Here is a 22,468-nt window from a genome sequence, read left to right as displayed (position 1 = left end):
TGTGGTTTTTTAATTTTGGTTGATTTTAGAGTAATGAGCGTTGCAGATTGCTCGATCAATCTGCTTTAACCCTGTTGATTCCCCATGACAGAAATATGCCGATGTTAATTGCTTTGTGGCTGAATTTTCAGTAAAAACAGAGAAATTCAATAAGATCTTTAACATGGTAATGTCTTGCATTCTATCTCCTTATATTGCCCATCAAAATCCGTTTGATGCTAAGCCTGTTAAGGCAAATGAATCTAATATTTATATGCATGTTTTATATTGTATAAAAAAAGCATCTGTCTAATATTGATACAACTTAATGCATGAAAATGCAAGCTTCTGTGCACTAAGTCATGAATTAATCTTGTTTAATCCAAGTCTGGCTACGTCCTAAGGCTGAAACACCCACATAACCACGTAGGGTTATACGTTTGCCATTAGCACTTAATTTAGCTTTGATGTTATAAATATTGCCAGATAAAGGGTCAATCAGTTTGCCCTGAGAGAAATTATTATTGCCTGCATCCTTTAAGCCGGTGAGTACATCCAGACCAAGAATTGGTTTATTGGTATAAGGTGAAGGGCAGGAAACACAGGTTTCGCGTGGTGTGTAGCCAGGACGAGGCGTGATCTTGATAATTTTGGCGGTATAAACACCATTTGAAGTTTCACGAATTTCCAGAATCGCTTTGGCGGATCCTGTTTTATCGTCAATACTTCTCCAAGTACCTGAAATATCAGAAGCAAAAGCCAGATGACTGAAAAAGGTCAGGGCTAAAACGGATAATAATTGAACCTTTTTCATAGGTCTGTTCCTGAGTGAAAAATTCTTTATTTCCCTATAGTAAGAATAGTTTCATTCAGAAACAAACGTTAAATATTGATTGATGAGTCACATTTTTTGCAGATAAAGTATAAAAGTTGGCAACCAGATCGCAGTAAAAACGGCATTCACTGCCATGCCAAACGCAGCATAACGTCCGGCAACACTGCCACGCTGCCAGGCTTGAGCTGTACCAATCGCATGTGCTGCTAGACCTAGAGCCAGACCTGAAGCACGCTCATCATTGATATGTCGTAAAATAAATGGTGAAAATGCTGCACCAATTACGCCAGACAGAATGACGATCAGAATGGCCAGACTAACAGGTGCCTCCAGTAAGGTCGCAATATTAATTGCAATTGGTGTTGTGACTGCACGGGTGGCAAAGGCCATAATGTCACCAGAAGACATATGTAGCAAATAGGCGAGGCCCATCGGTAAGGCAACCGCACTGATACTGGCAAAAACGAGAATCCCAATAATGGCTTTCAGCGGCAGGTCATCATAACGCATGGCCGCTAGTGGAATCGCCAGTGCAACCGTGACATAACCGAGCAAATGGTTAAACAGTGGATTGACTTCATCCATATAATGCTCATAAGGAATACCGAGCACCAATAAAATCACCAGCACCAAGAACATGCTAAACACAATCACAGGAATTTGCGGAATAACACGATTGCAGGGTTTAGCAAGCAAATAAGCAATTAAGGTAATCGCAAAACCATAAAGAACAGAAAACATGTGCGACTCCTATAACCAGCGTTTTGCCATTTTGGCGTAGATCCAAAGAGGGAGCAGAGTGCTCAGGCATAACACCAGCATAAAGGCCGGAATTTTTTGTCCCATATGCATCAGCATAATCAGCGCGCCTGCACTAATTGGTAAAAAAGCGAAGGCGCTTTCTTTCATTATCTTGTTATTGGTATCCACCAGACGCGCTGGAATTTTGCCAAAATAGCGCCAGGCAAATAAGGTGACTAGCAAGCTGATGAGTCCGACCAGGTTGCCCAGTTCAGGGTGAGCTAGCTGGGTCATTAGCCAGACTGAAGCTTCACGAAATACAATAATTAAGAGGAGAGTGCCGATCCATGCTGGCCAGTCAATATGTTTTATCCAGTTCATTGGTGATGTCATTTAAAAGTTTACTTATCAAGTTTTACTCGATCTTAGGTCGAATTTCAAACTCTTCAAGTGGACGCTGGAATTGAAGTGCTTGAGATCCCAGAATTTCTTCTATCGGTAAATGGGCCTGTTTGATCAGCTGTTCCAGCTTCGGAGGTGCAATCCTTACATTGATATGCAATTGACCTTCATCGTCATAATGTTCGGACTGAATCACATTCAACGCATAAAGTTGATTGCGCAGTTTGCCATAGGCAGGTTTCAATACCAGTTCAAAGTGTTGAATCTGACCCATTAATGCTTCATGCACAGCTTTGCGTAATAGATCCAGACCTTCACCGCTATGTGCTGAAACATAGACCCGTTCAGGCTGACCGGGCTGGCGGTAAATGATTTTGGCATCCTCACCGCTACAGTCAATTTTATTATAAACCCTTAAAACTGGAACGTCAGCGCCAATTTCCTTGAGCACCTTTTCAACGGCTTCAATTTGTTCAAGCATTTCCAGACTGCTGGAATCGATCACATGTAAAAGCAGAGTGGCTTCAACGGTTTCTTCCAAAGTTGCTTTAAAAGATTCAACAAGTGAGTGTGAAAGATTACGTACAAAACCTACCGTATCTGCCAGTACCAGATTGCCGACGCCGTCCCATTGCAGGCGTCTTAAAGTTGGGTCCAGAGTCGCAAATAGTTGGTCAGCTGCATAAACATCGCTATCGGCCAGAATATTGAACAAGGTAGATTTCCCCGCATTGGTATAACCTACTAAAGACACGGTTGGAACAGCCGCTTTTTGGCGTGCAACACGGCCCTGAATACGGGTTTGACGGACTTTTTCTATTTTGGCTTTAAGCTGTCCCATGCGGATACGCAATAAACGGCGATCTGTTTCTAGCAGGGTTTCACCCGGCCCACGCAGACCGATCCCGCCTTTCTGGCTATCCAGATTGGTGCGGCTACGAACTAGTCGTGAAGACAGATGCTGTAACTGTGCCAGTTCAACTTGCAGTTTCCCTTCATAGGTACGGGCACGCTGCGCAAAGATATCGAGGATGAGTTCGGTACGGTCTACTACCCGGCAATGTACCACATTTTCCAGGTTACGTGCTTGAGCAGGTGTCAGCGCATGATCGAAAATAACCAGATTGGCATCCAGTTCTTTGACCCGTTCAGCAATTTCTTCTGCTTTTCCTGAACCCACAAAGAATTTGGCATCCGGTTTTAAGCGTTGAACAAAAAGATGTTCCAGAATTTCGGCATTTGCAGATTGAGCTAACAGATGAAACTCTTCAGCATCAAGGTCATCCAGCATTTGTACACTCACACTGACCAGTATGACGCGTTCTTTTCCCTGATGTTGCTCAAAATATTCCACTCAGGCCAATCTCCAGTTGAAAACTTCATTTTAGTTGAAAATGAACTTTACAGATACTGAAATAGCGGGCTTTGTTTTAGAGTGCCGTGACAAACAGTTGTGTAAGTGTTACGAGCAAAACTGTATATAACAAGGTACCAACCAAGATATAGCTTAATACTTTTAAGGGTCGAATCATCTCAGCTGATTTCACTGTTTCATCTTGCATGATGAGCATCCTTTTTAATCTAATATTTCGATTGATTTATTTTATTTAATTCATTTAATGAATTTAAATTGAAAATATAGATGTACTTGGTCGTTTTTTATTATCAATGCAAGTTGGACATGAACAGTATAAAATGGGTTTAATTCGTGGATATTCCCTGTATCTTGTTTAGGATTTAGTGATCTTTTTATGAACTCGACTGTACAAAATCAATCACCTGAGATACAAGGTTTTGCAAAATTCTTTCTTTATACAAGAAAAACGACTTCTGCATTAGCAGCCATCAGCCAAGGATTTTATCTGGTTTACCGTCATGGTTTATATAAAGACCCGAATAACCCGAACAATACCCGATATGTGCAGTATTTCTGTCGCCAGTTGTGCAAGGTGTTTAATATCGAGGTTCAGGTCCATGGTGTGATTCCACGTGAGCCTGCATTATGGGTGAGCAATCATGTATCCTGGCTGGATATCGCCGTTTTGGGTTCAGGCGCGCGAGTGTTTTTTCTGGCCAAAGCTGAAATTGAAAATTGGCCAATTTTGGGCAAGCTGGCTAAAGGCGGTGGCACCTTATTTATCAAGCGTGGTTCAGGAGATTCGGTCAGAATCCGTGAACAGATTACCGATTTTCTAAAGCAGAATATTCCAGTCCTGTTTTTTCCTGAAGCAACCACATCTGATGGACGCTCAATTAAAAAAATTTATGGTCGTATTCTCGGTGCAGCAATCGAAGCGCAACGTCCGGTACAAATCTGTCTGATCTGTTATGTAAATCAGCAGGGTGAGCTGGATATGGTGGCGCCTTTTATTGGGAATATCAGTTTTGCCAAACATGTACAGAATGTTCTGGAAATGCCTAAAGTAACAGCTCATCTGATGGCCTTGCCGGCAATTGCGACCGAAGGGCATACAGTAGAAAGCCTGACTGCACTAGTGCATGAAAATATGCTGGAGGGTTTGCAAAGGTTGCAAGCCAAAGTATTAAAAAAGCCTCATTAAGAGGCTTTTTTAATAGAAATACTCAGAGATATTCATTACATAAAACCTTCGATTGGGAGTATCGACAGGAATTTTATTGAGGCTTTTTGATACCACTTCATTCCCGGCTCTTTTTTAAAGGTCTTTGTTTCACCTTTGGCATTGCGAATTTTCCAGTTAATGTTCTGGTTGGCATCCAGAACCAACTTATAGGCATACTTGCTTAAGTTTTTGTCCATGGTTTCATGTACCGCACGGGCCAGATTAGGACTATTTAGCAATACGCCAATTTCAGTATTCAAATAAGCCGAACGCGGATCGAAATTAAAAGAGCCGATAAATACCTGTTTCTGATCAATGGCCATCAGTTTAGCATGCAGGCTGGAACGGCTCAGGCCTTTTAAGCTGACCTTCGCTTTTTGTGCCAGCTCTTCAGTATTGGCATTCAGGTTGTCGGCATCTGGCGCGGCCAAAAACTCATAAAGTTTTACATCATTTTCTAGCAGTTCCTGACGATATTTGGCATAAAAGGCATGGACCAGCGGCACGTCATTGGCCTTATAAGAGTTGGTCAGTACTCGGACTTTGACATCTTCTGAAGCCAGTTTTTTGAGACGTTCTGCCCCCTGTTTTTCCGGTACAAAATAGGCTGATACGATATCTACACTTTCTTCCGGTTTTTCCAGATGCTGTAGTAACTGGAAGTTCAAGTGATCCTCAGTTTTAGCCTTTGACTTGATTTTACTTGGTGGGTCTTTAACGACTTCAGCTTCTACCCAATCAAGCTGAATGTTGTGTTCCAGCCATTTATCGAAAGCCTGTGAGCGATTGGCCAGATTCAGGTAGTTCTGGATTGCAGTATCATGACTATATTCTTCCAGCTGCTGTTTCAGGCTCGGGAAGCGTAGCGTGTGATGGCGAGGATTAACAATCTGCCGAACTGGATAGGCATAATCATCATTCCAGTATTCATCAAAAGAATGAATGATTTCATCAGAAGCGGCACCGACTAACATCACATCTACATCAGAAAACTGATAACTGTCACTGACGTTATAATACTGGTTACTCATATTACGGCCGCCAATCAGGGCAATCTGATTATCGGCAATAAAGCTTTTGTTATGCATGCGGCGGTTGATCCGTTTTAGATCCAGCAGCATATCCATGGCACGGTATTTACGGAAACGGTAGGGGTTATACAGTTTGACCTCAATATTCTGGTGCTGATCCAGCGCCAGATAAATACCTTCCATTTTCTTGGCATTGTTGTCGTCCATCAATAAACGGACTTTTACGCCACGGTCTGCTGCCTGAATGAGGGCATGCAAGGCCAATGCACCAATACGGTCATTGTCCCAAATGTAGTATTGGAGGTCCAGACTACGTTCTGCTTTATTAATCAGCTGGATACGTGCAGCGAGTGCTTCAAGCGGATCTGGCAGCACGTGATAACCGGTCAGGCCAATATTCTGCCGACGTAAAGGCTCAACAATCTGGGCCAGACTGGTTTGTGAGGTATCCGTTTCAAATGCCATTCGGCTAGGTTGTTCAGTTTGCGGAGGCAGCGTACTGCAAGCAGGAATGCCGAGTACCAGGCTGCAGCTCAGTAAAATGCCAGCTTTATAGCGGTAAGCTTTTGATAAGCCAGAAGGTTTTGAGTGAGCGGAAGCGTGGGGAGCATTTACCATAAACATCAAAGACTGAAAAATTTGGATTGAGTATAATTGCCAGCTATGAAAAGATAAATATAAAGCCACTAATCAGCTCCTCGACTCGACAAGGCAAATCTATGTGGGATACAAGTTCCGTACTTTTTTATTTTTATCTAGGCATGGCCATTCTTGCCGTTTGGGCAGTGTATCAGGCCTGGTCGAGTCAGTCGCGTACAGAAACCATTCATCCCTTTAAAGCGTTTTGTCACCTGCTGGCTTTCTATCTGACCTATTTGCTGATTCCGCTGGTGTTCTTCAGTATTTATGCAGGATGGATAGGCTACTATTCGATTCATGAGTCTATTTTTATTTTCGTGATTAGTGCCGTACTCAGTTATGCACGTTTTATCGAGCCGCATTTGATTCGGGTTGAAACCACGCCTTATCAAATCAATCCTCAACAGAAACTTAAAAAGCCGGTACGGATTGCCCTGATTGCAGATTTACATATTGGTCTGTTTTCCGGACATGAACGTCAGTTAAGACAGATTGTGCATAAGCTGAATCATCTGAAACCGGACTTGGTGGTGGTTGCAGGGGACTGGACCTATGAACCTGAAAATAAACTGGCACAGGAGCTGGCGGTCTTGAAAGAAATTCATGCGCCGGTATATTCGGTGACAGGGAATCATGATGAACAGTATCCTGGCCCTCCGATTCAGGAACTGCTCCGCTATGCGCTGGAAGTGAATCAGGTTATGGACATTGAAGGGCAGATTGTCGAGTTTGATGAATTTCGTCTGTTAGGCGTAGGAGATCTTTGGGCTGGAAAAACCGATATGCGTGCAATGCCGGATCTGCCTCAAGACAAACCTTGGGTGATTCTGTCGCACAATCCAGATACCGTGGATATGGTGCCGAAATTGCCCACACGGCCACTGATGCTTTCTGGACATACGCATGGCGGGCAGGTCCAGTTACCTTGGCTGACGGATTATGTGATGAAAAAGGTCTCCATTCTGGGCCATAAAAAAGGTCTATACCGGCATGAACATGCAGATGTATTTGTGACTGTGGGAACGGGTATGGTGGGCGTGCCATTTCGTTTTCGCGTACCACCAACCATTGATATTATCGAATTGGTCTAAAAAACTGATTCATTCACTGCTGCTAAAGCAGCAACCAGAGCACAATAATAGTCAGTAAAATCACAGCTGCGGTGATCCAGATTTTCTTTTCAATCTCACGGCCGGGTACACGTTTGCCGACTTGCTGTGCAGCCACCTCAGTATCTTTAGCGATGCTCAGGTTGGGATGATCTGGAACTTCCAAAGGTGTAGTTACCACTGAAATATTTTCATCTGCATCATCTGTAAAGCGTGGGCCAATGTTGCCTTTATTGTTCCGATTCAGCGCCAGATCATGCTCGCGGACAATTTCATCAATGACCTGTATCGCCTGTGATTCATCTAAAGCTGTATGCGTCCGGATATAGCGAATGGCGTCCAGTTTTTTATCATCTTCTAGCAGAATCACAATATCCACCAGCTGTTCTTGAGTAAGTTGCTCAATAAGATCCTGCATCACTCTGCCTCATTCTCTGGCTTTATTTATTTGATTGTTCCCGAAATATCCGCAAAGAAGTAGCAAGTTTTTGTTGTGAAATCATAAAAAAAGCCAGCATGAACTGCTGGCTTTGATTGAGATGGCTTAATTTGTCAAGATCCTTAGATCTGATTGTTTACATCATCATTTTTAGTTTCACGGATCAGCAAGAATGCAAGCAATGACAGGATAGAAGCTGCTGTGAGGTAATAACCTACTGCAGACAAGCCATAAGTTGTTGCCAGTTTTGTTGCAATCAATGGCGCGAAAGATGCACCAAAAATACCTGCCAGGTTAAAGGTCAGGGCAGAACCGGTATAACGTACTGAAGTCGGGAAGATTTCAGACAATACGGTACCAATCGGGCCATAAGTTAGACCCATGATCGCTAGGCCGATACATAAGAAGAAGAACACCACCAGCGTACTGCCTGATTCAAGCATATCGGCAAAGAAGATACCGAAAATAGCAGAGACCACACATACCGCGATTGAAGTTGTCTTACGACCGAATTTTTCTGCAAGAACTGCTGAAAGTGGAATGAACGCAGCAAAGCACAGAGTTGCAACTAACTGCAACTGAAGGAATTCTTCACGTGTATAGCCGAGCTGTTTGGTACCCCATTGCAATGCGAATACAGTAGTCAGGTAGAACACTACGAATGTACAGATCGCTGCGATAGTACCCAATACCAGCATTTTAGAATGCTTTTTGAATACTTCGAAGAAGGGTACATTCACTTCTTTCTGCTTTTTCAACACGTTCTGGAATGCAGGAGTTTCATGCAATTTCAAGCGAATCCATAAACCCATAATCACCAGTAGCGCACTAGAGATAAATGGAATACGCCAGCCCCATTGCATGAACTCTGCTTCAGACATGAATGCGCCAAGCGTCAAGAATGAGCCTGTTGCCAGAATGAAGCCAATTGGTGCACCAAGTTGCGGGAACATACCATACCAGGCACGTTTGCCTTCTGGCGCATTTTCAGTTGCCAGTAGAACCGCACCTGACCATTCACCACCCAAGCCTAAGCCTTGACCTAAACGACAAAGAGCCAGCAATAATGGCGCAGCAATACCGATTTGTGCATAAGTTGGCAATAAACCAATGGCAACGGTAGAAAGGCCCATGGTCAATAAGGCCGCGACCAGTGTCGCTTTACGTCCAATCCGGTCTCCCAGGTGACCAAAGAGTGCAGCACCGATTGGGCGGGCAATAAAGGCAATCGCAAAGGTTGCCAGCGACTGAATAGTCGCAGTCATAGGATCTGTACTTGTAGGGAAGAACAGATAAGGGAAAATAATAACGGCAGCTGTGGCATAAATATAGAAATCGAAGAACTCGATTGTAGTGCCTACTAAACTTGCTGTTAAAACACGAAATTTTGAATTGGTTGCTGTAGTTTCTGTTACAGCGATAGAATCTGAAGACGCCATGAATAACCTTACACTTACTAAAAATAAAAAACTTAGTTTTAAAAGCGTAATCTTTTTAAAAAAAGGCGTAATTTTTTAAAAAAACAACTGCAATCTTCTCGTTTCAACTCGCTCAGGGTCACTGAAATGAAGAAATGAGATGATTAAATCACGTAAAGATAGATAGACAGAAAATGTGATCCTGCGCCTATCAATACAAAAATGTGCCAGATAGCGTGGGTATATCTTACTCTTTTTAAAGCGTAAAACAATGCACCTACAGTGTATGCTAAGCCACCAATGATCAGAAAGGTTAAAGATTGAGCACTTAAGTAATCCTGCATATCGTCCATAACCAGTAGTGCAAGCCATCCCATGACCAGATAAGCAACTAAAGAAAGTTTCTGGAAACGGTTGATGAAAATGAACTTGAATAGTGTTCCAAGTACAGCAATCACCCACAAGGCAATCAGTAAATACTGGGCTTTGGCTGTTGGAATCGCAATCGATAGAAACGGGGTATAGGTACCTGCAATCAGGTAGTAAATTGCCGTATGATCAACTTTTTTGTAAAAATAGCGTCGGTCAGCAGCAGTAGACATATGGTAGAGCATCGAAGCGGAAAACAGCAGAGTCATGCTGAAAGCATAGACCCAAAGGCCAATCCATTGTCCGGTACTCAAATAAGAGCCTTTAATAATCAATAAAATACCGGCAATCAAAGCCAGCGCAGCACCGAGGCCATGACTAATGTAATTAATCCGTTCCTCATTGTGATCATAATCTGGAACTAGGGGAGCATTCTGCATGATTGTCATTCTTGTTTAAATATACACTTGTATAATAATTCAATTTTGCTTTTAAGTTAAGAACAATTAAACTTGATCAGCAATTCATATCAGGTTTTTCTTATGTCGACATCGACTTCTCTCTCGGTTCAGGAACAACAATTCTTGGAGGCTTTTCAGCAAGCCTTTGAAACTGATCATTTTGATCGTCTGATTTTGAGTCAATATAAAGGTGAACTTGAACAATTGGAGAAAATGACCTTTAGAGTCATTTCGCTCAATGAGCAGAAGGTTTTGAGCTGTGTCTATCGATACAAGACTCAGGATGTCACTAAAAATTATCCTTTGAATGAAGCCTTTACTCAAGTAACGGAATTATTGACCTGTTGTAAGCAAGCTAACCTGTTTACTGATCAGGAAGAGTTACAGCTGAAGAAAAACAAGAAAAAGACCATGCTGACACGAAGTAAAGCTATACCTGCCTCCACAAAGGCAAAAGTCGAGCAAGGCCATGACCGGATCAAGCAGCGTTATGTCGATCAGGACAGTGTATTCCTACAGCATTTAGGAATTACCGATCAGCAAGGCCAGATCATTCCGAGCATGGCGCGTAAGTGGAAACAGATTAATAAATTTGTCGAGATTTTCTCAGGCGCACTGGCACAAATCCAGTCACAGGAACGAGGATTACGTATCGTCGATTTCGGTTCAGGTAAGGGATATTTAACCTGTGCACTGTATGACTATATGCAAAAACATGGTCAGACGCCCTATGTCACCGGCGTAGAGCTGAATCCGAAAATGGTCGAATTCTGTCAGAATGTCGCGCAGCAATCCGGTTTTAATCAATTGGATTTCTTCCAGGGTGATGTGCGTACCTATGAACCGGAACGTCTGGATGTGATGATCGCTCTGCATGCCTGTGATGTGGCGACCGATTTTGCGATCCATAGCGGTATACGCCTGAATGCACAAATCATCATGTGTGCTCCATGTTGTCATAAAGAGTTAAGATCGCAATTACAGAGTCCGAAAGTGCTATCGCCAATGTTGCAGTTTGGCATTCACGCTGGGCAGCAAGCCGAAATGCTGACGGATACCATTCGTGCCTTATTGCTGAAGGCTTATGGTTATGAAACCAAGGTCTTTGAATTTGTGGCCCTAGAACACACCAGTAAAAATAAAATGATTCTGGCGACCAAACGTAAGGATTATGAACAGCCCGATCAGGCTGTTCTCGCCCAGATTCAGGCATTGAAAGAGATGTATGGGATTCAAAAACATTCACTGGAATTGTTATTGAATGACCAGTGGGATCAGCAGGGAATTGGTTCTAAATGCTAGATGATAAAAATCTTAAAATCGTGTCAGGCAGCTGGGATGAGTTAGCCCAAGACGCCAGAGTGATACGTGAAGCCGTTTTTATTCAGGAACAGCAAATTGCTCCTGAAGATGAATGGGATGCGGAGGATACAATCTCTACGCATTTTGTGGCTTATTTACAGGATCAAGCCGTGGCGACTGCACGCTTATTAAAGAATCACAGTATTGGTCGCGTAGCTGTATTACAGTCGGCACGTGGTACGGGCATCGGCTACAAGACCATGCGGGCTGTGATTGATCAGGCCAAGGCAGAGCAACGTAAATTCGTAAAGCTTTCTTCACAGGTACATGCGATTGGCTTTTATCAGAACTTGGGTTTTGACGTGCGGGGTGAAGAATATCTGGATTGCGGCATTCCACATATAGATATGTATCTCAGCTTAAAAGACTAAAAAAATAAAAAAGCGAGGAAAACCTCGCTTTTTTAAATTTGATCTTGGAACTGTCTAGTGACCATGAGCCGTATTTTCGTCATGGCTAGCACTGTCCATCTGTGCATGTTCTTCAGCAGACATATTATGCTCTTCCGCGCTCATCTCATGAGTCTGATGAGATGAAGAGGTAGCCTGACGAGCTTCACGGTCAGCCTGTGCTTTGGCTAAAGCTTCTGGAGACATTGCAGGTGCATTCTTAAATGCATGCTGCTGGGTATTTTCTTTCTTTTGCTGGCTTGGCATGTAGTCTGGTTCATTGCTGACCGCAAGCCAGAAAAACAACATAAATAATCCACCTAAAATACAGAAGATAATCAGTGCTTTCCAACCCCAAGGTGATTTTTCAGGTGAACTGTGATCAGTCATATGCATATACCCATCGTGGATGTCTAACTCATGTAACTTTATAACATAAATTGTCTGGAAAGCAGATCAAAATCTGTCATTGATTGAATGCAATAGACTTCGAGAGTTTATCGCGTCGAAATAAAAAAAGAGGAGTCAAGCTCCTCATTTTTAGACCCAGTTTTTAAAAGCGCTGACCTTCAGCAACTTTCTGTTTGAGTAACTGTGGCGCTTTGAAACGTTCGCCATATTTACGTTCTAATATCTCAGCACGATTTAAGGCCTTGGTTAAACCATACTGGTTCAAGAACTGCACTGCACCTCCCGTCCAAGCGGCAAAACCAATTCCAAAGATTGAACCAATATTGGCATCGACCACTGACTCCAGCACACCTTCTTCCAGACAGCGTACGGTATCCAGCGCTTGAACAAACAGGAAGCGGTCTATCATTTCCTGTTCAGAAATATCCACTTCTTTATACCAATGCTCCAAGCCAGACCACAGCTGCTTTTTGCCACCTTCAGGATAATCATAAAAACCTGCACCAGCAGCTTTGCCTTTACGGTTAAACTCATGAATCATGGTTTGAATCACGGCATCTGCATCGGTGCTTGGGCGTTCTTTGCCTTGTGCTGCCAGAGCCTTACGGGTTTCTGCAGCTACATGCTCAGAAAGTGTCAGAGAGACTTCATCTTGAATAGCAAGTGGTCCGACCGGCATACCTGCTTTCAGCGCAGCCATTTCAATACGGGCTGGATGCACCCCTTCGGCGAGCAAACGTAAACCTTCCTGTACAAAGGTTCCAAAGACACGGCTGGTAAAGAAGCCACGGCTGTCATTCACTACAATCGGTAGCTTGCCAATCTGCTGCACAAAGTCAAATGCCTTGGCCAGTGTTTCTGCTGAAGTATTTTTCCCCTTAATAATCTCGACCAGTTGCATCTTGTCGACTGGGCTAAAGAAATGCAGACCGATAAAATTCACCTGATTTTGAGAGGCTTGAGCCAAGTCACTGATGGGTAGAGTCGAGGTATTGGATGCCATTACACCGTTGGATGCTAAATATTGCTCTGCTTCCTGAGTAACTTTGGCTTTGAGTCCCTGATTTTCAAATACTGCTTCAATGATCAGGTCACAGCCTTGAAAATCTGCTGCTTCTGTCGTGGTGTGAATCAGACTTAAAATCTGGTCACGTTTTTCAGCTGTTAAGCGGCCTTGGGCTACTTTTTTATCAAGTAATTTCTGGCTATAGGCTTTGCCTTTTTCAGCAGCTTCGACCGAAATATCTTTTAGTACCACCTGAATGCCTTTGCTGGCAGTGACATAGGCAATACCTGCACCCATCATACCTGCACCCAAAATACCTACTTTAGTGGCTTTCCATGGCGCAAAGTCTTTAGGACGACTGGCACCTGATTTAATGGCATTCATGCCATGCCAGAATGTACCGATCATGTTTTTGGAAATCTGGCCGGTAGCGAGATAGGTGAAATAACGCGACTCAATTCTCAGTGCGGTATCAACATCAACCTGAGCGCCTTCAACCGCAGCGGATAAAATGGCTTCAGGAGCTGGATAGCAGCCCTTGGTTTTATCACGCAGCATCGCAGGAGCAATGGCCAGCATCTGTGCAACGGCAGGCGAAGAAGGAGAGCCTCCCGGAATTTTGTAACCTTTTACATCGAAAGGCTGTTGGGATTGCGGATGTTGTTTAATCCAGGCTATAGATTTATCTAGTAACTCATCCAGTGAGTCGGCTGTGTCATGTACCAGTCCCAAAGACTTGGCTTTTTCTACACCGAACTGTTTGCCTTCCATCAGCAAAGGTAAGGCATTTTGCAGGCCTAGCAGACGAACCATACGGACAATACCACCACCGCCTGGTAGCAAGCCTAAAGTGACTTCAGGTAAACCAAACTTGATTTTGGCATCATTGAGGGCAATACGATGATGGGCACATAAAGCGATTTCCCAACCACCACCGAGTGCGGTGCCATTTAAAGCTGCCACCACAGGAATGCCACGCGTTTCGATATAGCGTAATTTGGCTTTCATGTCTTCAATCATATTGAAGAATTCAGTGGCATGTTCAGGCGTCGCCTGAATCAGCTCATCCAGATCACCGCCAGCAAAGAATGTCTTTTTAGCTGATCGGAAAATAATTCCGGCGATCTGTTCATCTGCCTGTAACTGGGCAGCGACTTCTTCCAGAGCCGTGCGAAAGTCGGCATTCATGGTATTGGCGGACTGGTTTGGAGAATCAAAGGTCAGAATGACAATATGATCTTCAGTTTTTTGATATTGAATTGCGCTCATGCTGATCTCCTTATACCAACTCAATAATGGTTGCGATGCCCATACCACCACCCACACACAGGGTGGCCAGTCCACGTTTCTTACCTTGACGTTCCAGTTCATCCAGTAAAGTGCCTAGAATCATGGCACCGGTCGCACCGAGTGGATGTCCCATGGCAATGGCACCACCATTGACATTGACTTTGGCAGGATCAACCTTCATTTCATTGATAAAGTGCATCACCACAGCAGCGAAAGCTTCATTGACTTCAAACAGATCAATATCATCAATGATGAGTCCGGCTTTGGCTAAAGCCTTACGTGCAGCCGGGGCAGGGCCGGTCAGCATAATGGTTGGATCGGCACCGACTAGCGCCGTTGCCAGTACTTTGGCGCGTGGCTTGAGATTTTGCTGTTGCACTGCCTGTTCGGAGGCAAGTAATACGATTGCTGCACCATCCACAATGCCTGAAGAATTACCCGCATGGTGTACATGGTTTACAGAGCCTACTTCCGGATATTTCTGTAGAGCGATGGCATCAAAGCCTATCTGGCCCATCGTTGCAAAACTTGGCTTTAATGCACTTAAGCCTTCTGCAGTTGTTGTCGGTTTAATAAATTCATCTTTGTTTAGAATCACGACGCCAGCTTTATCTTTCACTGGAATAATGGATTTATCAAAATAACCATTCGCTTGGGCTGCTGCCGCTTTCTTTTGTGATTGCTCGGCGAATTGATCTACATCTGCACGACTATAACCATCAATGGTCGCGATCAGGTCAGCCCCGATGCCTTGTGGAATAAAATCGCAAGCCATATTGGTTTCAGGATCTAAAGCCCACGGGCCGCCATCAGAACCCATCGGAACACGAGACATGGATTCAACGCCACCCGCAACGACCAGATCTTCCCAGCCTGAACGAACTTTTTGTGCTGCCAGATTTACAGCTTCCAGGCCCGAAGCACAGAAACGGTTGATCTGAACGCCAGCCACATCATTGTCCCAGCCTGCGGCAATTGCAGCAGTTTTGGCAATGTCTGCACCCTGATCACCGATTGGAGTCACACAGCCCAGCACAATATCATCCACCTGAGATGTATCCAGGTTATGGCGTTCTTTCAGTTCATTTAAGAGCGTAGTCAGTAAACTAATTGGTTTAACTTCATATAATGATCCGTCTTTTTTCCCCTTTCCGCGTGGCGTGCGAATGGCATCAATAATATAGGCCTCGCTCATACAATATCCTTTTCTTGCTTTACTGAAATTGTTCTAATGCTTCGAGTGTAATGATTAAATCTTGAAGTGCAATGACGAGAACGGACCAGATCATTTGAGCAATTTGGTCAGTCTTGATGGATTAAAAAGCGGGCATAAAAAAGCCCAAGTCTGGAGCTTGGGCTAGGGGCTTGTAGCGCTTAATAAACGATACTTTTCAAGTATACAATTTTATAGCAAGGTTTTTAATGGTAACCGTGTAACTGACGGTATAGGCCTGGTGTTACCCCTGTCCATTTTTTGAAAGCACGGTGGAAAGTACTGGTTTCACTAAAGCCAACCTGTTGTGCAACATCTTCCAGAGTCAGATCTGGGTTAAGTAATAAGTGAATTGCAGCATCACGGCGCAGTGCATCTTTTACGCCCTGATAGCTCTTGCCTTCAGCAGCCAGACGGCGACGCAGGGTTTGCGGAGACAGGTAGAGCATCGATGCGACATCGTTCAAGGTCGGCATTTCTTCACCAATCTGGCTCTTTAATACATCACGGATCCGAGAAGTCAGCGAGTTGGTATTTTTAAATTTGACTAGAAGTTGAGCCGGAGCTGCTTTGAGGAATTCTTCCAGCGTTTCTTCATTCTGGCGAATTGGCAAATCCAGATAATCCGCTGCAAAGGTAATTTCAGTACGCGGCATATCGAACTGCATCACAGGTGCAAAGAACAGCGCATCGTATTCATCTGCATGAGCAGGACGCGGGTAGCTGAAATGTACACGTTCCAGCGGCAGACGACGTTCAATTAACCACGATGCCAGACCATGCCAGATCATCAGCATACTTTCGGTAATAAAGTGTTCCGGATCCATCGAATTTGGAATCAGGGGAACCAGACGCGCTTCGTGCTTGTCACGTTCCAGGGTTACAGACCAGTCATCACCAAAGAGTTTGTAAAATTGTGAAGAAAGCTCGAGTGCATCGCCTAGCGTTTTGGCATGGATGATCAACTGGCACATAATCGCGAAAGTGCCCAGACGACGCGGCTGTTTGTCAAAACCGACATGTTCGTCCTGGGTTACCATCCAGAGCATCTTGATAAAACGGGTATATTGTTCAGGCGAAATACGGGCCTTCGGCTGATGCAGAAGCTCGGCTTCAATCCCAACGTGAGACAATAAAGTATCGACATCCATGCCCAGGCGCTTAACGCCGTATAAGGCTGCATTGACGAAATGGATACTGATCGTATCACGACTCATGTTTAATCCTTCAGTCTCTTTAATGTTCACTAATATTTGACCTAAATGACAAAAAATAAAAAATCAATGGCAATTTACAAGAATGCAATTACCATTTTCTTACATATTAAATTGCCGAAACTATCAAGGTAAATGGCTGAACATGACATTGTTTTTGGGCATTTATGTTCTTATGATGAGGCAAAAAGCAATATAAATAGAGTAATAACTCCAATGTCATATGCATTAAAAGGTTTGAAAATATTAGATTTTTCTACATTATTACCCGGTCCATTTGCCACGTTATATCTTGCAGACATGGGTGCAGAAGTTGTGCATATTGAATCACCCGCACGTCCTGATCTGGTGCGTTTAATGCCACCTTTTGCACATGGACAAGCCACAACGCATAATTATCTGAACCGAAACAAACATTCTGTCGCACTGGATTTAAAGAATCCTCAACATATTAAGCAGATCAAATCCCGAATTGCAGATTATGACATTGTGGTCGAACAATTTCGCCCAGGTGTGATGCAACGGCTTGGCCTGGATTATCCAACACTCAGTGCGCTCAATCCGCGCTTAATCTATTGCTCGATTACTGGTTATGGTCAGACCGGCCCTTATATAGATCGGGCAGGGCATGATATTAACTATTTGGCTTTATCTGGGATTGCCGGGCATAGTGGCCGGCTTGAAAGCGGACCACCGGCAATGGGAATCCAGATTGCTGATGTCGCGGGCGGCTCTATGCATGCGCTGGTTGCCATTCTGGCAGCGGTGATTGAGCGGCAGAGCAGTGGTCAGGGACAATATATTGATATTTCCATGACCGATTGCGCGGCGACATTAAATAATATGGCAGCTTCTGCCAGTCTGGCGGGTAATCAGCATCAGCAGATAGAATCAGGTTACTTAAATGGCGGTACCTTTTATGACTATTATCAGACTCAGGATGATCGCTATCTATCAATAGGCAGTCTGGAGCCTCAATTCATGCAAGGTCTGGCACAATTGCTGGATTTACCGATTATTCTGGAAAAAGGTGCTTCTTTGGCACCTGAAGATCATGCTTTAGTGAAACAGGCGATTCGCGATAAAATCAGTTCCCAACCTCTATCTCACTGGCAAGCCTTATTTTCTCAGGCAGATTTCTGTGTCGAACCTGTACTAAAGCTTGCTGAAGCCCTGCATTCTGAGCTGGCGCAGCAACGTGAATGGGTGGTGCAGGTGCCAGTTAAAGCGGATCAGCGGGAGCAAACCGAAGCTCAACTGGCTTGCCCGATCAAGTTTTCAAGATCAACTATGCGATATCAATTTATTGGTCAGGCTTTAGGCGAAACCGAAGAGTGGTAATTGAGCGACCTTCTCATTTTGGTTTATGAAAAAAAACTGCTAAAGATTTAAAAAATAAATCATTCACATTAAAAATCAGAGGAAGCTGATCTAAAGCTTTATATCATTGAAAGTTTGCTAGGCTTATCAATAAAATCGCTATGAAATATGTATAAAAAGCATTTTATTGATAGATTCAATGTCGTTATCCTTGCCGACGATATAATAGAAACTACTAGCTGTACGCCATGTATTTATATACTGATTTCGATCAGCAACTGATTAATGAACGTGTTGCACAGTTCCGTGACCAGACGGAACGTTATTTAGCGGGCAAATTGACGGAAGATGAATACCGTCCGCTCCGCCTTCAAAATGGTCTTTATGTACAACGTTATGCGCCAATGTTGCGTATTGCGGTACCTTATGGCCTGATGAACTCTAAACAACTTCGTAAAGTGGCTGATCTGGCGAAAGAGTATGATCGTGGCTATGCGCACGTTTCAACCCGTCAGAATATCCAGTTTAACTGGCCTGCACTAGAGAACGTGCCTGATATGCTGGCTGAACTGGCAACCGTGCAAATGCACGCGATCCAGACTTCAGGGAACTGTATCCGTAATACTACCACTGACCAGTATGCAGGTGTCGTGGCAGGTGAAATTGCAGATCCACGTCCAACTTGTGAATTGATCCGTCAATGGTCAACTTTCCACCCGGAATTTGCTTTCTTGCCACGTAAGTTCAAGATTGCGGTATCTGCGCTGGAAGAGATTGACCGTGCAGCAACTTCATTCCACGATATCGGTGTCTATATCGTGAAAAATGAAGCAGGCGAGATCGGCTATAAAATTAAAGTGGGTGGCGGCTTGGGCCGTACGCCAGTAATTGGCAGTTTTATTCGTGACTTCCTGCCACGTGAAGACCTGATTGCTTATCTTGAAGCGGTACTACGTGTGTATAACCTGCACGGCCGCCGCGACAACAAATACAAAGCACGTATCAAGATTCTGGTAAAAGCATTAACGCCAGAAGTTTTTGCTGAAAAAGTTGAAGCCGAATTTGTACATACTGTCAAGACATTAAAGATTGATGCTGAAACACTGGCGAAAATGGATGAAAACTTCACTCCATTTGACTACCAAGATTATGCGGATGAAGACTTCACTGAACTGTTTGCCCAGTATCCGAAGTTCAAGCAATGGTTCAATATCAATACCAATGCACATAAAGTGAAAGGTTATCGTATTGTCACGATTTCACTGAAACGTGCGGGTATTGCACCGGGTGATATGACCACTGAAGAAATGAACCTGATTGCAGACCTTGCAGACAAATACACCTTCGGTGAACTGCGTACAACTCACGAGCAAAATATTGCGCTGGTAGATGTACCACAAAAAGACTTATTTGAATTGTGGCAGACGCTGGATCAGCATAACCTGGCACGTGCGCATATCGGTTTCTTGACTGATATTATTTGCTGCCCAGGCGGTGATTTTTGTTCACTAGCGAATGCGAAATCCATTCCAATTTCTGAAGCGATTTCACGCCGTTTTGATGATCTGGATACTATTTACAACTTGGGTAAACTGGACCTGAACATTTCAGGTTGTATGAATGCCTGTGGTCATCATCACGTGGGTAACATCGGTATCCTGGGTGTAGATAAAAAAGGCGCTGAATTCTATCAGATCACTTTAGGTGGTAATGCGGATCATGATGCCTCTATTGGTGACATTCTTGGGCCATCATTTGCTGCAGAAGTGGTGCCGGATATCGTAGAAGAAATTCTGAATACTTATCTTGACTTGCGTCAGGATGGTGAAGAGTTTATCGATACTTATCGTCGTGTCGGCATTCAACCATTCAAGGAGCGCGCATATGCTTAATACCGCACTACAAGTGCTCTCTAAAGATGGCACAATTGCAGATAACACTTACCAGCTAATTGGTGAAGATGGTGTATTGCCACAGGGTGATGTAGTTCTGACTGTAGAGCAGTTAGACCAGATTGCCAATATTACTGGTAAAAAAGCATTGTACTTAACGGTTGATGCTTCACCTGAAACTAATGAATTTCCGCTTGAGCAACTTGATGCGATTTTTATTGAGTTTGCAGGTTTTAATGATGGCCGTGGTTATTCATTTGCTGCATTGCTTCGCCGTCAAGGTTTCCAGGGTGAGCTGCGTGCGACTGGTGATGTGTTCAAAGATGTCTTGAACTACATGAAGCGTTCTGGTTTCGATACTTTTGTCATTAAAGAAGGTAAAGATATTCAGGAAGCAGCTGCAGGCTTGGGTGATTTCACTAATCCGTACCAAGCTTCAACTGCCGTACCAACACCGAATTATCAAACTGGGGCTTAATTCGCCTTCAACTAAAAAGCCTCCATCTGGAGGCTTTTTTGTATTTAAACCTTAGGTTGCACGTTCTTCAAGTAGGCAATTAATCATCCATTGCACTCCGAATTGATCCGTAAAGGCACTATAAAGTGCACCCCAAAATGTTTTTTCTAAAGGCATTTCGATTTGACCATTCACCGATAAAGCTTCATAGAGTCGTTTGGCTTCATCCTGTTCATTGGCACTTAAAATAATCGCAATATAGTGATTAGTACCCTTACTAAATGCTGGTGTATTTTCAGTACATAGTTTGTCATTGATATCAGAACCCATGAGTTCTGTGTATTCATTAATTGGAAGTGAGATATGTAAAATCAGATTTTTTTCTTCATTTGATAAATCAATTCCTTGCTGCCCAGGCGTATCTCCATAACGGGTTAGACTGGAAAATTCGCCACCAAATACCGAACGATAAAAGGTAAAGGCAGCTTCGCTCTCACCTTGGAAATTAAGGTAATGATTAAGTCGCATGTAGGATTCCTTTTCTTGTTCTGAATCCCTTTAATTTACGCCCTGAATTGAATTTGATTGATAAAGAAGCTTTATGAAAATGTAAGTAAAAGAATTTAATTTATGGACAGATAATAAAAAAATGAAATATTTATAAAATAAAAAGAGGGCTATAAAAGCCCTCTCTACTACTTGATTATAAAAGAATTAGATTAGTTCGATTGCGACCGCAGTTGCTTCACCACCGCCAATACATAGCGCAGCGATACCACGTTTACCGCCTGTACGTTTCAATGCATGAATCAAGGTTAGGATAATACGTGAACCTGTAGAACCAACCGGGTGACCGAGTGCACATGCACCACCGTTAATGTTGACTTTTTCAGGATCAAGCTTGAACTCATCCATTGGGCACATGGTGACCATGGCAAAGGCTTCGTTGATTTCCCAAAGGTCAACTTCCTCAGCTTTCCAACCAGTTTTATCCAGAACTTTCTGAATAGCGCCAACAGGAGCAATCGTGAATTCAGATGGATGCTGGGAGTTTGAAGCATAAGCAATGATTTTAGCCAAAGGTGCTAAACCTTTAGCTGCTGCATTGTCGCTTGAAGTCAGAACAAGGGCAGAGGCACCATCTGAAATTGAGCTGGCATTTGCTGCAGTGATCGTCCCGTCTTTTGCAAAAGCAGGACGTAAAGTTGGAATCTTGTCAATATTGGCATTGAAAGGTTGCTCATCCTTATCAACGACCACATCACCTTTACGGGTGGAAACAGTGACTGGCACGATTTCATCAGCAAAGTAGCCTTCATTGACTGCAGTTTGAGCACGTTTCAGTGAACGGATTGCAAATTCATCCATTTGTTCACGTGTATAACCTTTGCTATTTGCCATATCTTGAGCAAATGAACCCATCAGGCGACCAGTTTCGGCATCTTCCAGGCCATCCAGGAACATATGATCCTTGATTTCACCATGACCCATACGGAAACCGCCACGCGCTTTTGGCAATACGTATGGGGCATTGGTCATGGATTCCATACCACCTGCAACCACATAAGTTGCAGAACCTGCCTTAATCATATCTGCCGCTTGCATGACTGCTTTCATGCCTGAACCACATAATTTGTTGATGGTGACAGCACCGGTAGAATCAGGCAGACCTGCTTTACGCATCGCTTGACGGGCGGGGCCTTGTTTTAAACCTGCCGGGAGTACACAACCCATAATGACTTCTTCAATATCGGTTGGCTGCAAGCCTGAACGAGCAATCGCCTCTTTGATGGTGGCAGCGCCTAGTTCAGGTGCAGTAACGCTAGCCAAGCTGCCTTGAAAGCCGCCCATCGCTGTACGTGCACCATTGACAATTACGATGTCAGTCATTGTTATATCTCCCTATAGG

General features: G+C 43.7%; 22 protein-coding genes. 7 read left to right on the top strand and 15 right to left on the bottom strand.

Annotation, left to right across the window (positions count from 1 at the left end; translation table 11 throughout):
* Nucleotides 1–346: 346 nt before the first annotated feature.
* From ACWM1W_RS12560 to ACWM1W_RS12540, 5 genes are all read right to left on the bottom strand, one after another.
* Nucleotides 347–793: a DUF2147 domain-containing protein gene (locus ACWM1W_RS12560; RefSeq protein WP_375725659.1), complete on the bottom strand. Its 447-nt coding sequence runs from the start codon at nt 791–793 to the stop codon at nt 347–349.
* 87 nt (nt 794–880) lie between these two features.
* On the bottom strand, nt 881–1,555 hold the full coding sequence (locus ACWM1W_RS12555; protein WP_004785229.1) for an LrgB family protein: 675 nt from the start codon (nt 1,553–1,555) through the stop codon (nt 881–883).
* A gap of 9 nt (nt 1,556–1,564) precedes the next feature.
* On the bottom strand, nt 1,565–1,936 hold the full coding sequence (locus ACWM1W_RS12550; RefSeq protein WP_375725658.1) for a hypothetical protein: 372 nt from the start codon (nt 1,934–1,936) through the stop codon (nt 1,565–1,567).
* A gap of 34 nt (nt 1,937–1,970) precedes the next feature.
* Nucleotides 1,971–3,311 carry a ribosome rescue GTPase HflX gene (hflX, locus tag ACWM1W_RS12545; protein ID WP_004785226.1) on the bottom strand — a complete coding sequence of 447 codons (1,341 nt, stop codon included), beginning with the start codon at nt 3,309–3,311 and terminating at the stop codon, nt 1,971–1,973.
* Nucleotides 3,312–3,387: 76 nt separating this feature from the next.
* Nucleotides 3,388–3,519 (bottom strand): hypothetical protein, encoded by a 132-nt coding sequence (locus ACWM1W_RS12540; protein ID WP_375725657.1) that lies wholly within the window; start codon nt 3,517–3,519, stop codon nt 3,388–3,390.
* Nucleotides 3,520–3,708: 189 nt separating this feature from the next.
* Here ACWM1W_RS12540 and ACWM1W_RS12535 point away from each other — a divergent pair, with 189 nt between their 5' ends.
* Nucleotides 3,709–4,518: a lysophospholipid acyltransferase family protein gene (locus ACWM1W_RS12535; RefSeq protein WP_175968124.1), complete on the top strand. Its 810-nt coding sequence runs from the start codon at nt 3,709–3,711 to the stop codon at nt 4,516–4,518.
* A gap of 35 nt (nt 4,519–4,553) precedes the next feature.
* Here ACWM1W_RS12535 and ACWM1W_RS12530 read toward each other — a convergent pair whose 3' ends face one another.
* Entirely contained in the window at nt 4,554–6,188 is a 1,635-nt protein-coding gene (locus ACWM1W_RS12530) for a phospholipase D family protein (protein ID WP_034704143.1), read from the bottom strand.
* Nucleotides 6,189–6,289: 101 nt separating this feature from the next.
* Between ACWM1W_RS12530 and ACWM1W_RS12525 the strand changes: the two genes are divergently transcribed.
* Entirely contained in the window at nt 6,290–7,300 is a 1,011-nt protein-coding gene (locus ACWM1W_RS12525; RefSeq protein WP_375725656.1) for a metallophosphoesterase, read from the top strand.
* 22 nt (nt 7,301–7,322) lie between these two features.
* On the opposite strand, the gene ACWM1W_RS12520 is transcribed toward ACWM1W_RS12525, so the two are convergent.
* From ACWM1W_RS12520 to trhA, 3 genes are all read right to left on the bottom strand, one after another.
* Nucleotides 7,323–7,736, bottom strand: a complete 414-nt coding sequence (locus ACWM1W_RS12520; protein ID WP_375725655.1) for a hypothetical protein — start codon at nt 7,734–7,736, stop codon at nt 7,323–7,325.
* Nucleotides 7,737–7,879: 143 nt separating this feature from the next.
* The gene (locus tag ACWM1W_RS12515; protein ID WP_180003873.1) at nt 7,880–9,196 is read right to left on the bottom strand and encodes an MFS transporter; all 1,317 of its coding nucleotides are present in this window, start codon (nt 9,194–9,196) and stop codon (nt 7,880–7,882) included.
* Between the two features lie 143 nt (nt 9,197–9,339).
* Nucleotides 9,340–9,984 (bottom strand): PAQR family membrane homeostasis protein TrhA, encoded by a 645-nt coding sequence (gene trhA / locus ACWM1W_RS12510; RefSeq protein ID WP_461603265.1) that lies wholly within the window; start codon nt 9,982–9,984, stop codon nt 9,340–9,342.
* Nucleotides 9,985–10,086: 102 nt separating this feature from the next.
* On the opposite strand from trhA, the gene ACWM1W_RS12505 reads away from it, so the two are divergent.
* The gene (locus ACWM1W_RS12505; protein WP_375725653.1) at nt 10,087–11,307 is read left to right on the top strand and encodes a class I SAM-dependent methyltransferase; all 1,221 of its coding nucleotides are present in this window, start codon (nt 10,087–10,089) and stop codon (nt 11,305–11,307) included.
* Nucleotides 11,301–11,738, top strand: a complete 438-nt coding sequence (locus ACWM1W_RS12500) for a GNAT family N-acetyltransferase (protein WP_375725652.1) — start codon at nt 11,301–11,303, stop codon at nt 11,736–11,738. The genes ACWM1W_RS12505 and ACWM1W_RS12500 overlap by 7 nt, the downstream gene beginning before the upstream one ends.
* A 54-nt stretch (nt 11,739–11,792) precedes the next feature.
* On the opposite strand, the gene ACWM1W_RS12495 is transcribed toward ACWM1W_RS12500, so the two are convergent.
* The 4 genes from ACWM1W_RS12495 to ACWM1W_RS12480 form a co-directional block, all read right to left on the bottom strand.
* Entirely contained in the window at nt 11,793–12,146 is a 354-nt protein-coding gene (locus tag ACWM1W_RS12495; RefSeq protein ID WP_171284712.1) for a hypothetical protein, read from the bottom strand.
* Between the two features lie 163 nt (nt 12,147–12,309).
* Nucleotides 12,310–14,442, bottom strand: a complete 2,133-nt coding sequence (locus ACWM1W_RS12490) for a 3-hydroxyacyl-CoA dehydrogenase NAD-binding domain-containing protein (RefSeq protein WP_375725651.1) — start codon at nt 14,440–14,442, stop codon at nt 12,310–12,312.
* A gap of 10 nt (nt 14,443–14,452) precedes the next feature.
* Nucleotides 14,453–15,658, bottom strand: a complete 1,206-nt coding sequence (locus ACWM1W_RS12485; RefSeq protein ID WP_175968113.1) for an acetyl-CoA C-acetyltransferase — start codon at nt 15,656–15,658, stop codon at nt 14,453–14,455.
* A gap of 224 nt (nt 15,659–15,882) precedes the next feature.
* Nucleotides 15,883–16,893: an AraC family transcriptional regulator gene (locus tag ACWM1W_RS12480; protein ID WP_004785199.1), complete on the bottom strand. Its 1,011-nt coding sequence runs from the start codon at nt 16,891–16,893 to the stop codon at nt 15,883–15,885.
* A gap of 213 nt (nt 16,894–17,106) precedes the next feature.
* Between ACWM1W_RS12480 and ACWM1W_RS12475 the strand changes: the two genes are divergently transcribed.
* From ACWM1W_RS12475 to ACWM1W_RS12465, 3 genes are all read left to right on the top strand, one after another.
* On the top strand, nt 17,107–18,231 hold the full coding sequence (locus ACWM1W_RS12475) for a CaiB/BaiF CoA transferase family protein (protein WP_375725650.1): 1,125 nt from the start codon (nt 17,107–17,109) through the stop codon (nt 18,229–18,231).
* A 227-nt stretch (nt 18,232–18,458) separates the two neighbouring features.
* Nucleotides 18,459–20,102, top strand: a complete 1,644-nt coding sequence (locus ACWM1W_RS12470) for a nitrite/sulfite reductase (protein ID WP_104425792.1) — start codon at nt 18,459–18,461, stop codon at nt 20,100–20,102.
* The gene (locus ACWM1W_RS12465; RefSeq protein ID WP_004785193.1) at nt 20,095–20,580 is read left to right on the top strand and encodes a DUF934 domain-containing protein; all 486 of its coding nucleotides are present in this window, start codon (nt 20,095–20,097) and stop codon (nt 20,578–20,580) included. Before ACWM1W_RS12470 ends, ACWM1W_RS12465 begins: the two co-directional genes overlap by 8 nt.
* A 51-nt stretch (nt 20,581–20,631) precedes the next feature.
* Here the strand turns inward: ACWM1W_RS12465 and ACWM1W_RS12460 are convergent, their stop codons facing one another.
* Complete coding sequence (locus tag ACWM1W_RS12460; protein ID WP_312308049.1) at nt 20,632–21,087, bottom strand: VOC family protein; 456 nt, start codon at nt 21,085–21,087, stop codon at nt 20,632–20,634.
* Nucleotides 21,088–21,273: 186 nt separating this feature from the next.
* Nucleotides 21,274–22,449, bottom strand: coding sequence for a thiolase family protein (locus tag ACWM1W_RS12455; protein WP_166139143.1), 1,176 nt, complete (start codon nt 22,447–22,449; stop codon nt 21,274–21,276).
* Between the last annotated feature and the right edge of the window lie 19 nt (nt 22,450–22,468).

It is taken from the genome of Acinetobacter sp. TW_SC_4, assembly GCF_054861205.1.
Note: the sequence above shows the minus strand (reverse complement) of the source record. Positions and strands in the feature narration are given on the sequence as shown.

What these genes read in the sequence shown, in the direction of transcription:
- ACWM1W_RS12560 (WP_375725659.1), bottom strand. Translation starts at nt 793, where the DNA reads ATGAAAAAGGTTCAATTATTATCCGTTTTAGCCCTGACCTTTTTCAGT.
- ACWM1W_RS12555 (WP_004785229.1), bottom strand. Translation starts at nt 1,555, where the DNA reads ATGTTTTCTGTTCTTTATGGTTTTGCGATTACCTTAATTGCTTATTTG.
- ACWM1W_RS12550 (WP_375725658.1), bottom strand. Translation starts at nt 1,936, where the DNA reads ATGAACTGGATAAAACATATTGACTGGCCAGCATGGATCGGCACTCTC.
- ACWM1W_RS12540 (WP_375725657.1), bottom strand. Translation starts at nt 3,519, where the DNA reads ATGCAAGATGAAACAGTGAAATCAGCTGAGATGATTCGACCCTTAAAA.
- ACWM1W_RS12535 (WP_175968124.1), top strand. Translation starts at nt 3,709, where the DNA reads ATGAACTCGACTGTACAAAATCAATCACCTGAGATACAAGGTTTTGCA.
- ACWM1W_RS12530 (WP_034704143.1), bottom strand. Translation starts at nt 6,188, where the DNA reads ATGGTAAATGCTCCCCACGCTTCCGCTCACTCAAAACCTTCTGGCTTA.
- ACWM1W_RS12525 (WP_375725656.1), top strand. Translation starts at nt 6,290, where the DNA reads ATGTGGGATACAAGTTCCGTACTTTTTTATTTTTATCTAGGCATGGCC.
- ACWM1W_RS12520 (WP_375725655.1), bottom strand. Translation starts at nt 7,736, where the DNA reads ATGCAGGATCTTATTGAGCAACTTACTCAAGAACAGCTGGTGGATATT.
- ACWM1W_RS12515 (WP_180003873.1), bottom strand. Translation starts at nt 9,196, where the DNA reads ATGGCGTCTTCAGATTCTATCGCTGTAACAGAAACTACAGCAACCAAT.
- trhA (WP_461603265.1), bottom strand. Translation starts at nt 9,984, where the DNA reads ATGCAGAATGCTCCCCTAGTTCCAGATTATGATCACAATGAGGAACGG.
- ACWM1W_RS12505 (WP_375725653.1), top strand. Translation starts at nt 10,087, where the DNA reads ATGTCGACATCGACTTCTCTCTCGGTTCAGGAACAACAATTCTTGGAG.
- ACWM1W_RS12500 (WP_375725652.1), top strand. Translation starts at nt 11,301, where the DNA reads ATGCTAGATGATAAAAATCTTAAAATCGTGTCAGGCAGCTGGGATGAG.
- ACWM1W_RS12495 (WP_171284712.1), bottom strand. Translation starts at nt 12,146, where the DNA reads ATGACTGATCACAGTTCACCTGAAAAATCACCTTGGGGTTGGAAAGCA.
- ACWM1W_RS12490 (WP_375725651.1), bottom strand. Translation starts at nt 14,442, where the DNA reads ATGAGCGCAATTCAATATCAAAAAACTGAAGATCATATTGTCATTCTG.
- ACWM1W_RS12485 (WP_175968113.1), bottom strand. Translation starts at nt 15,658, where the DNA reads ATGAGCGAGGCCTATATTATTGATGCCATTCGCACGCCACGCGGAAAG.
- ACWM1W_RS12480 (WP_004785199.1), bottom strand. Translation starts at nt 16,893, where the DNA reads ATGAGTCGTGATACGATCAGTATCCATTTCGTCAATGCAGCCTTATAC.
- ACWM1W_RS12475 (WP_375725650.1), top strand. Translation starts at nt 17,107, where the DNA reads ATGTCATATGCATTAAAAGGTTTGAAAATATTAGATTTTTCTACATTA.
- ACWM1W_RS12470 (WP_104425792.1), top strand. Translation starts at nt 18,459, where the DNA reads ATGTATTTATATACTGATTTCGATCAGCAACTGATTAATGAACGTGTT.
- ACWM1W_RS12465 (WP_004785193.1), top strand. Translation starts at nt 20,095, where the DNA reads ATGCTTAATACCGCACTACAAGTGCTCTCTAAAGATGGCACAATTGCA.
- ACWM1W_RS12460 (WP_312308049.1), bottom strand. Translation starts at nt 21,087, where the DNA reads ATGCGACTTAATCATTACCTTAATTTCCAAGGTGAGAGCGAAGCTGCC.
- ACWM1W_RS12455 (WP_166139143.1), bottom strand. Translation starts at nt 22,449, where the DNA reads ATGACTGACATCGTAATTGTCAATGGTGCACGTACAGCGATGGGCGGC.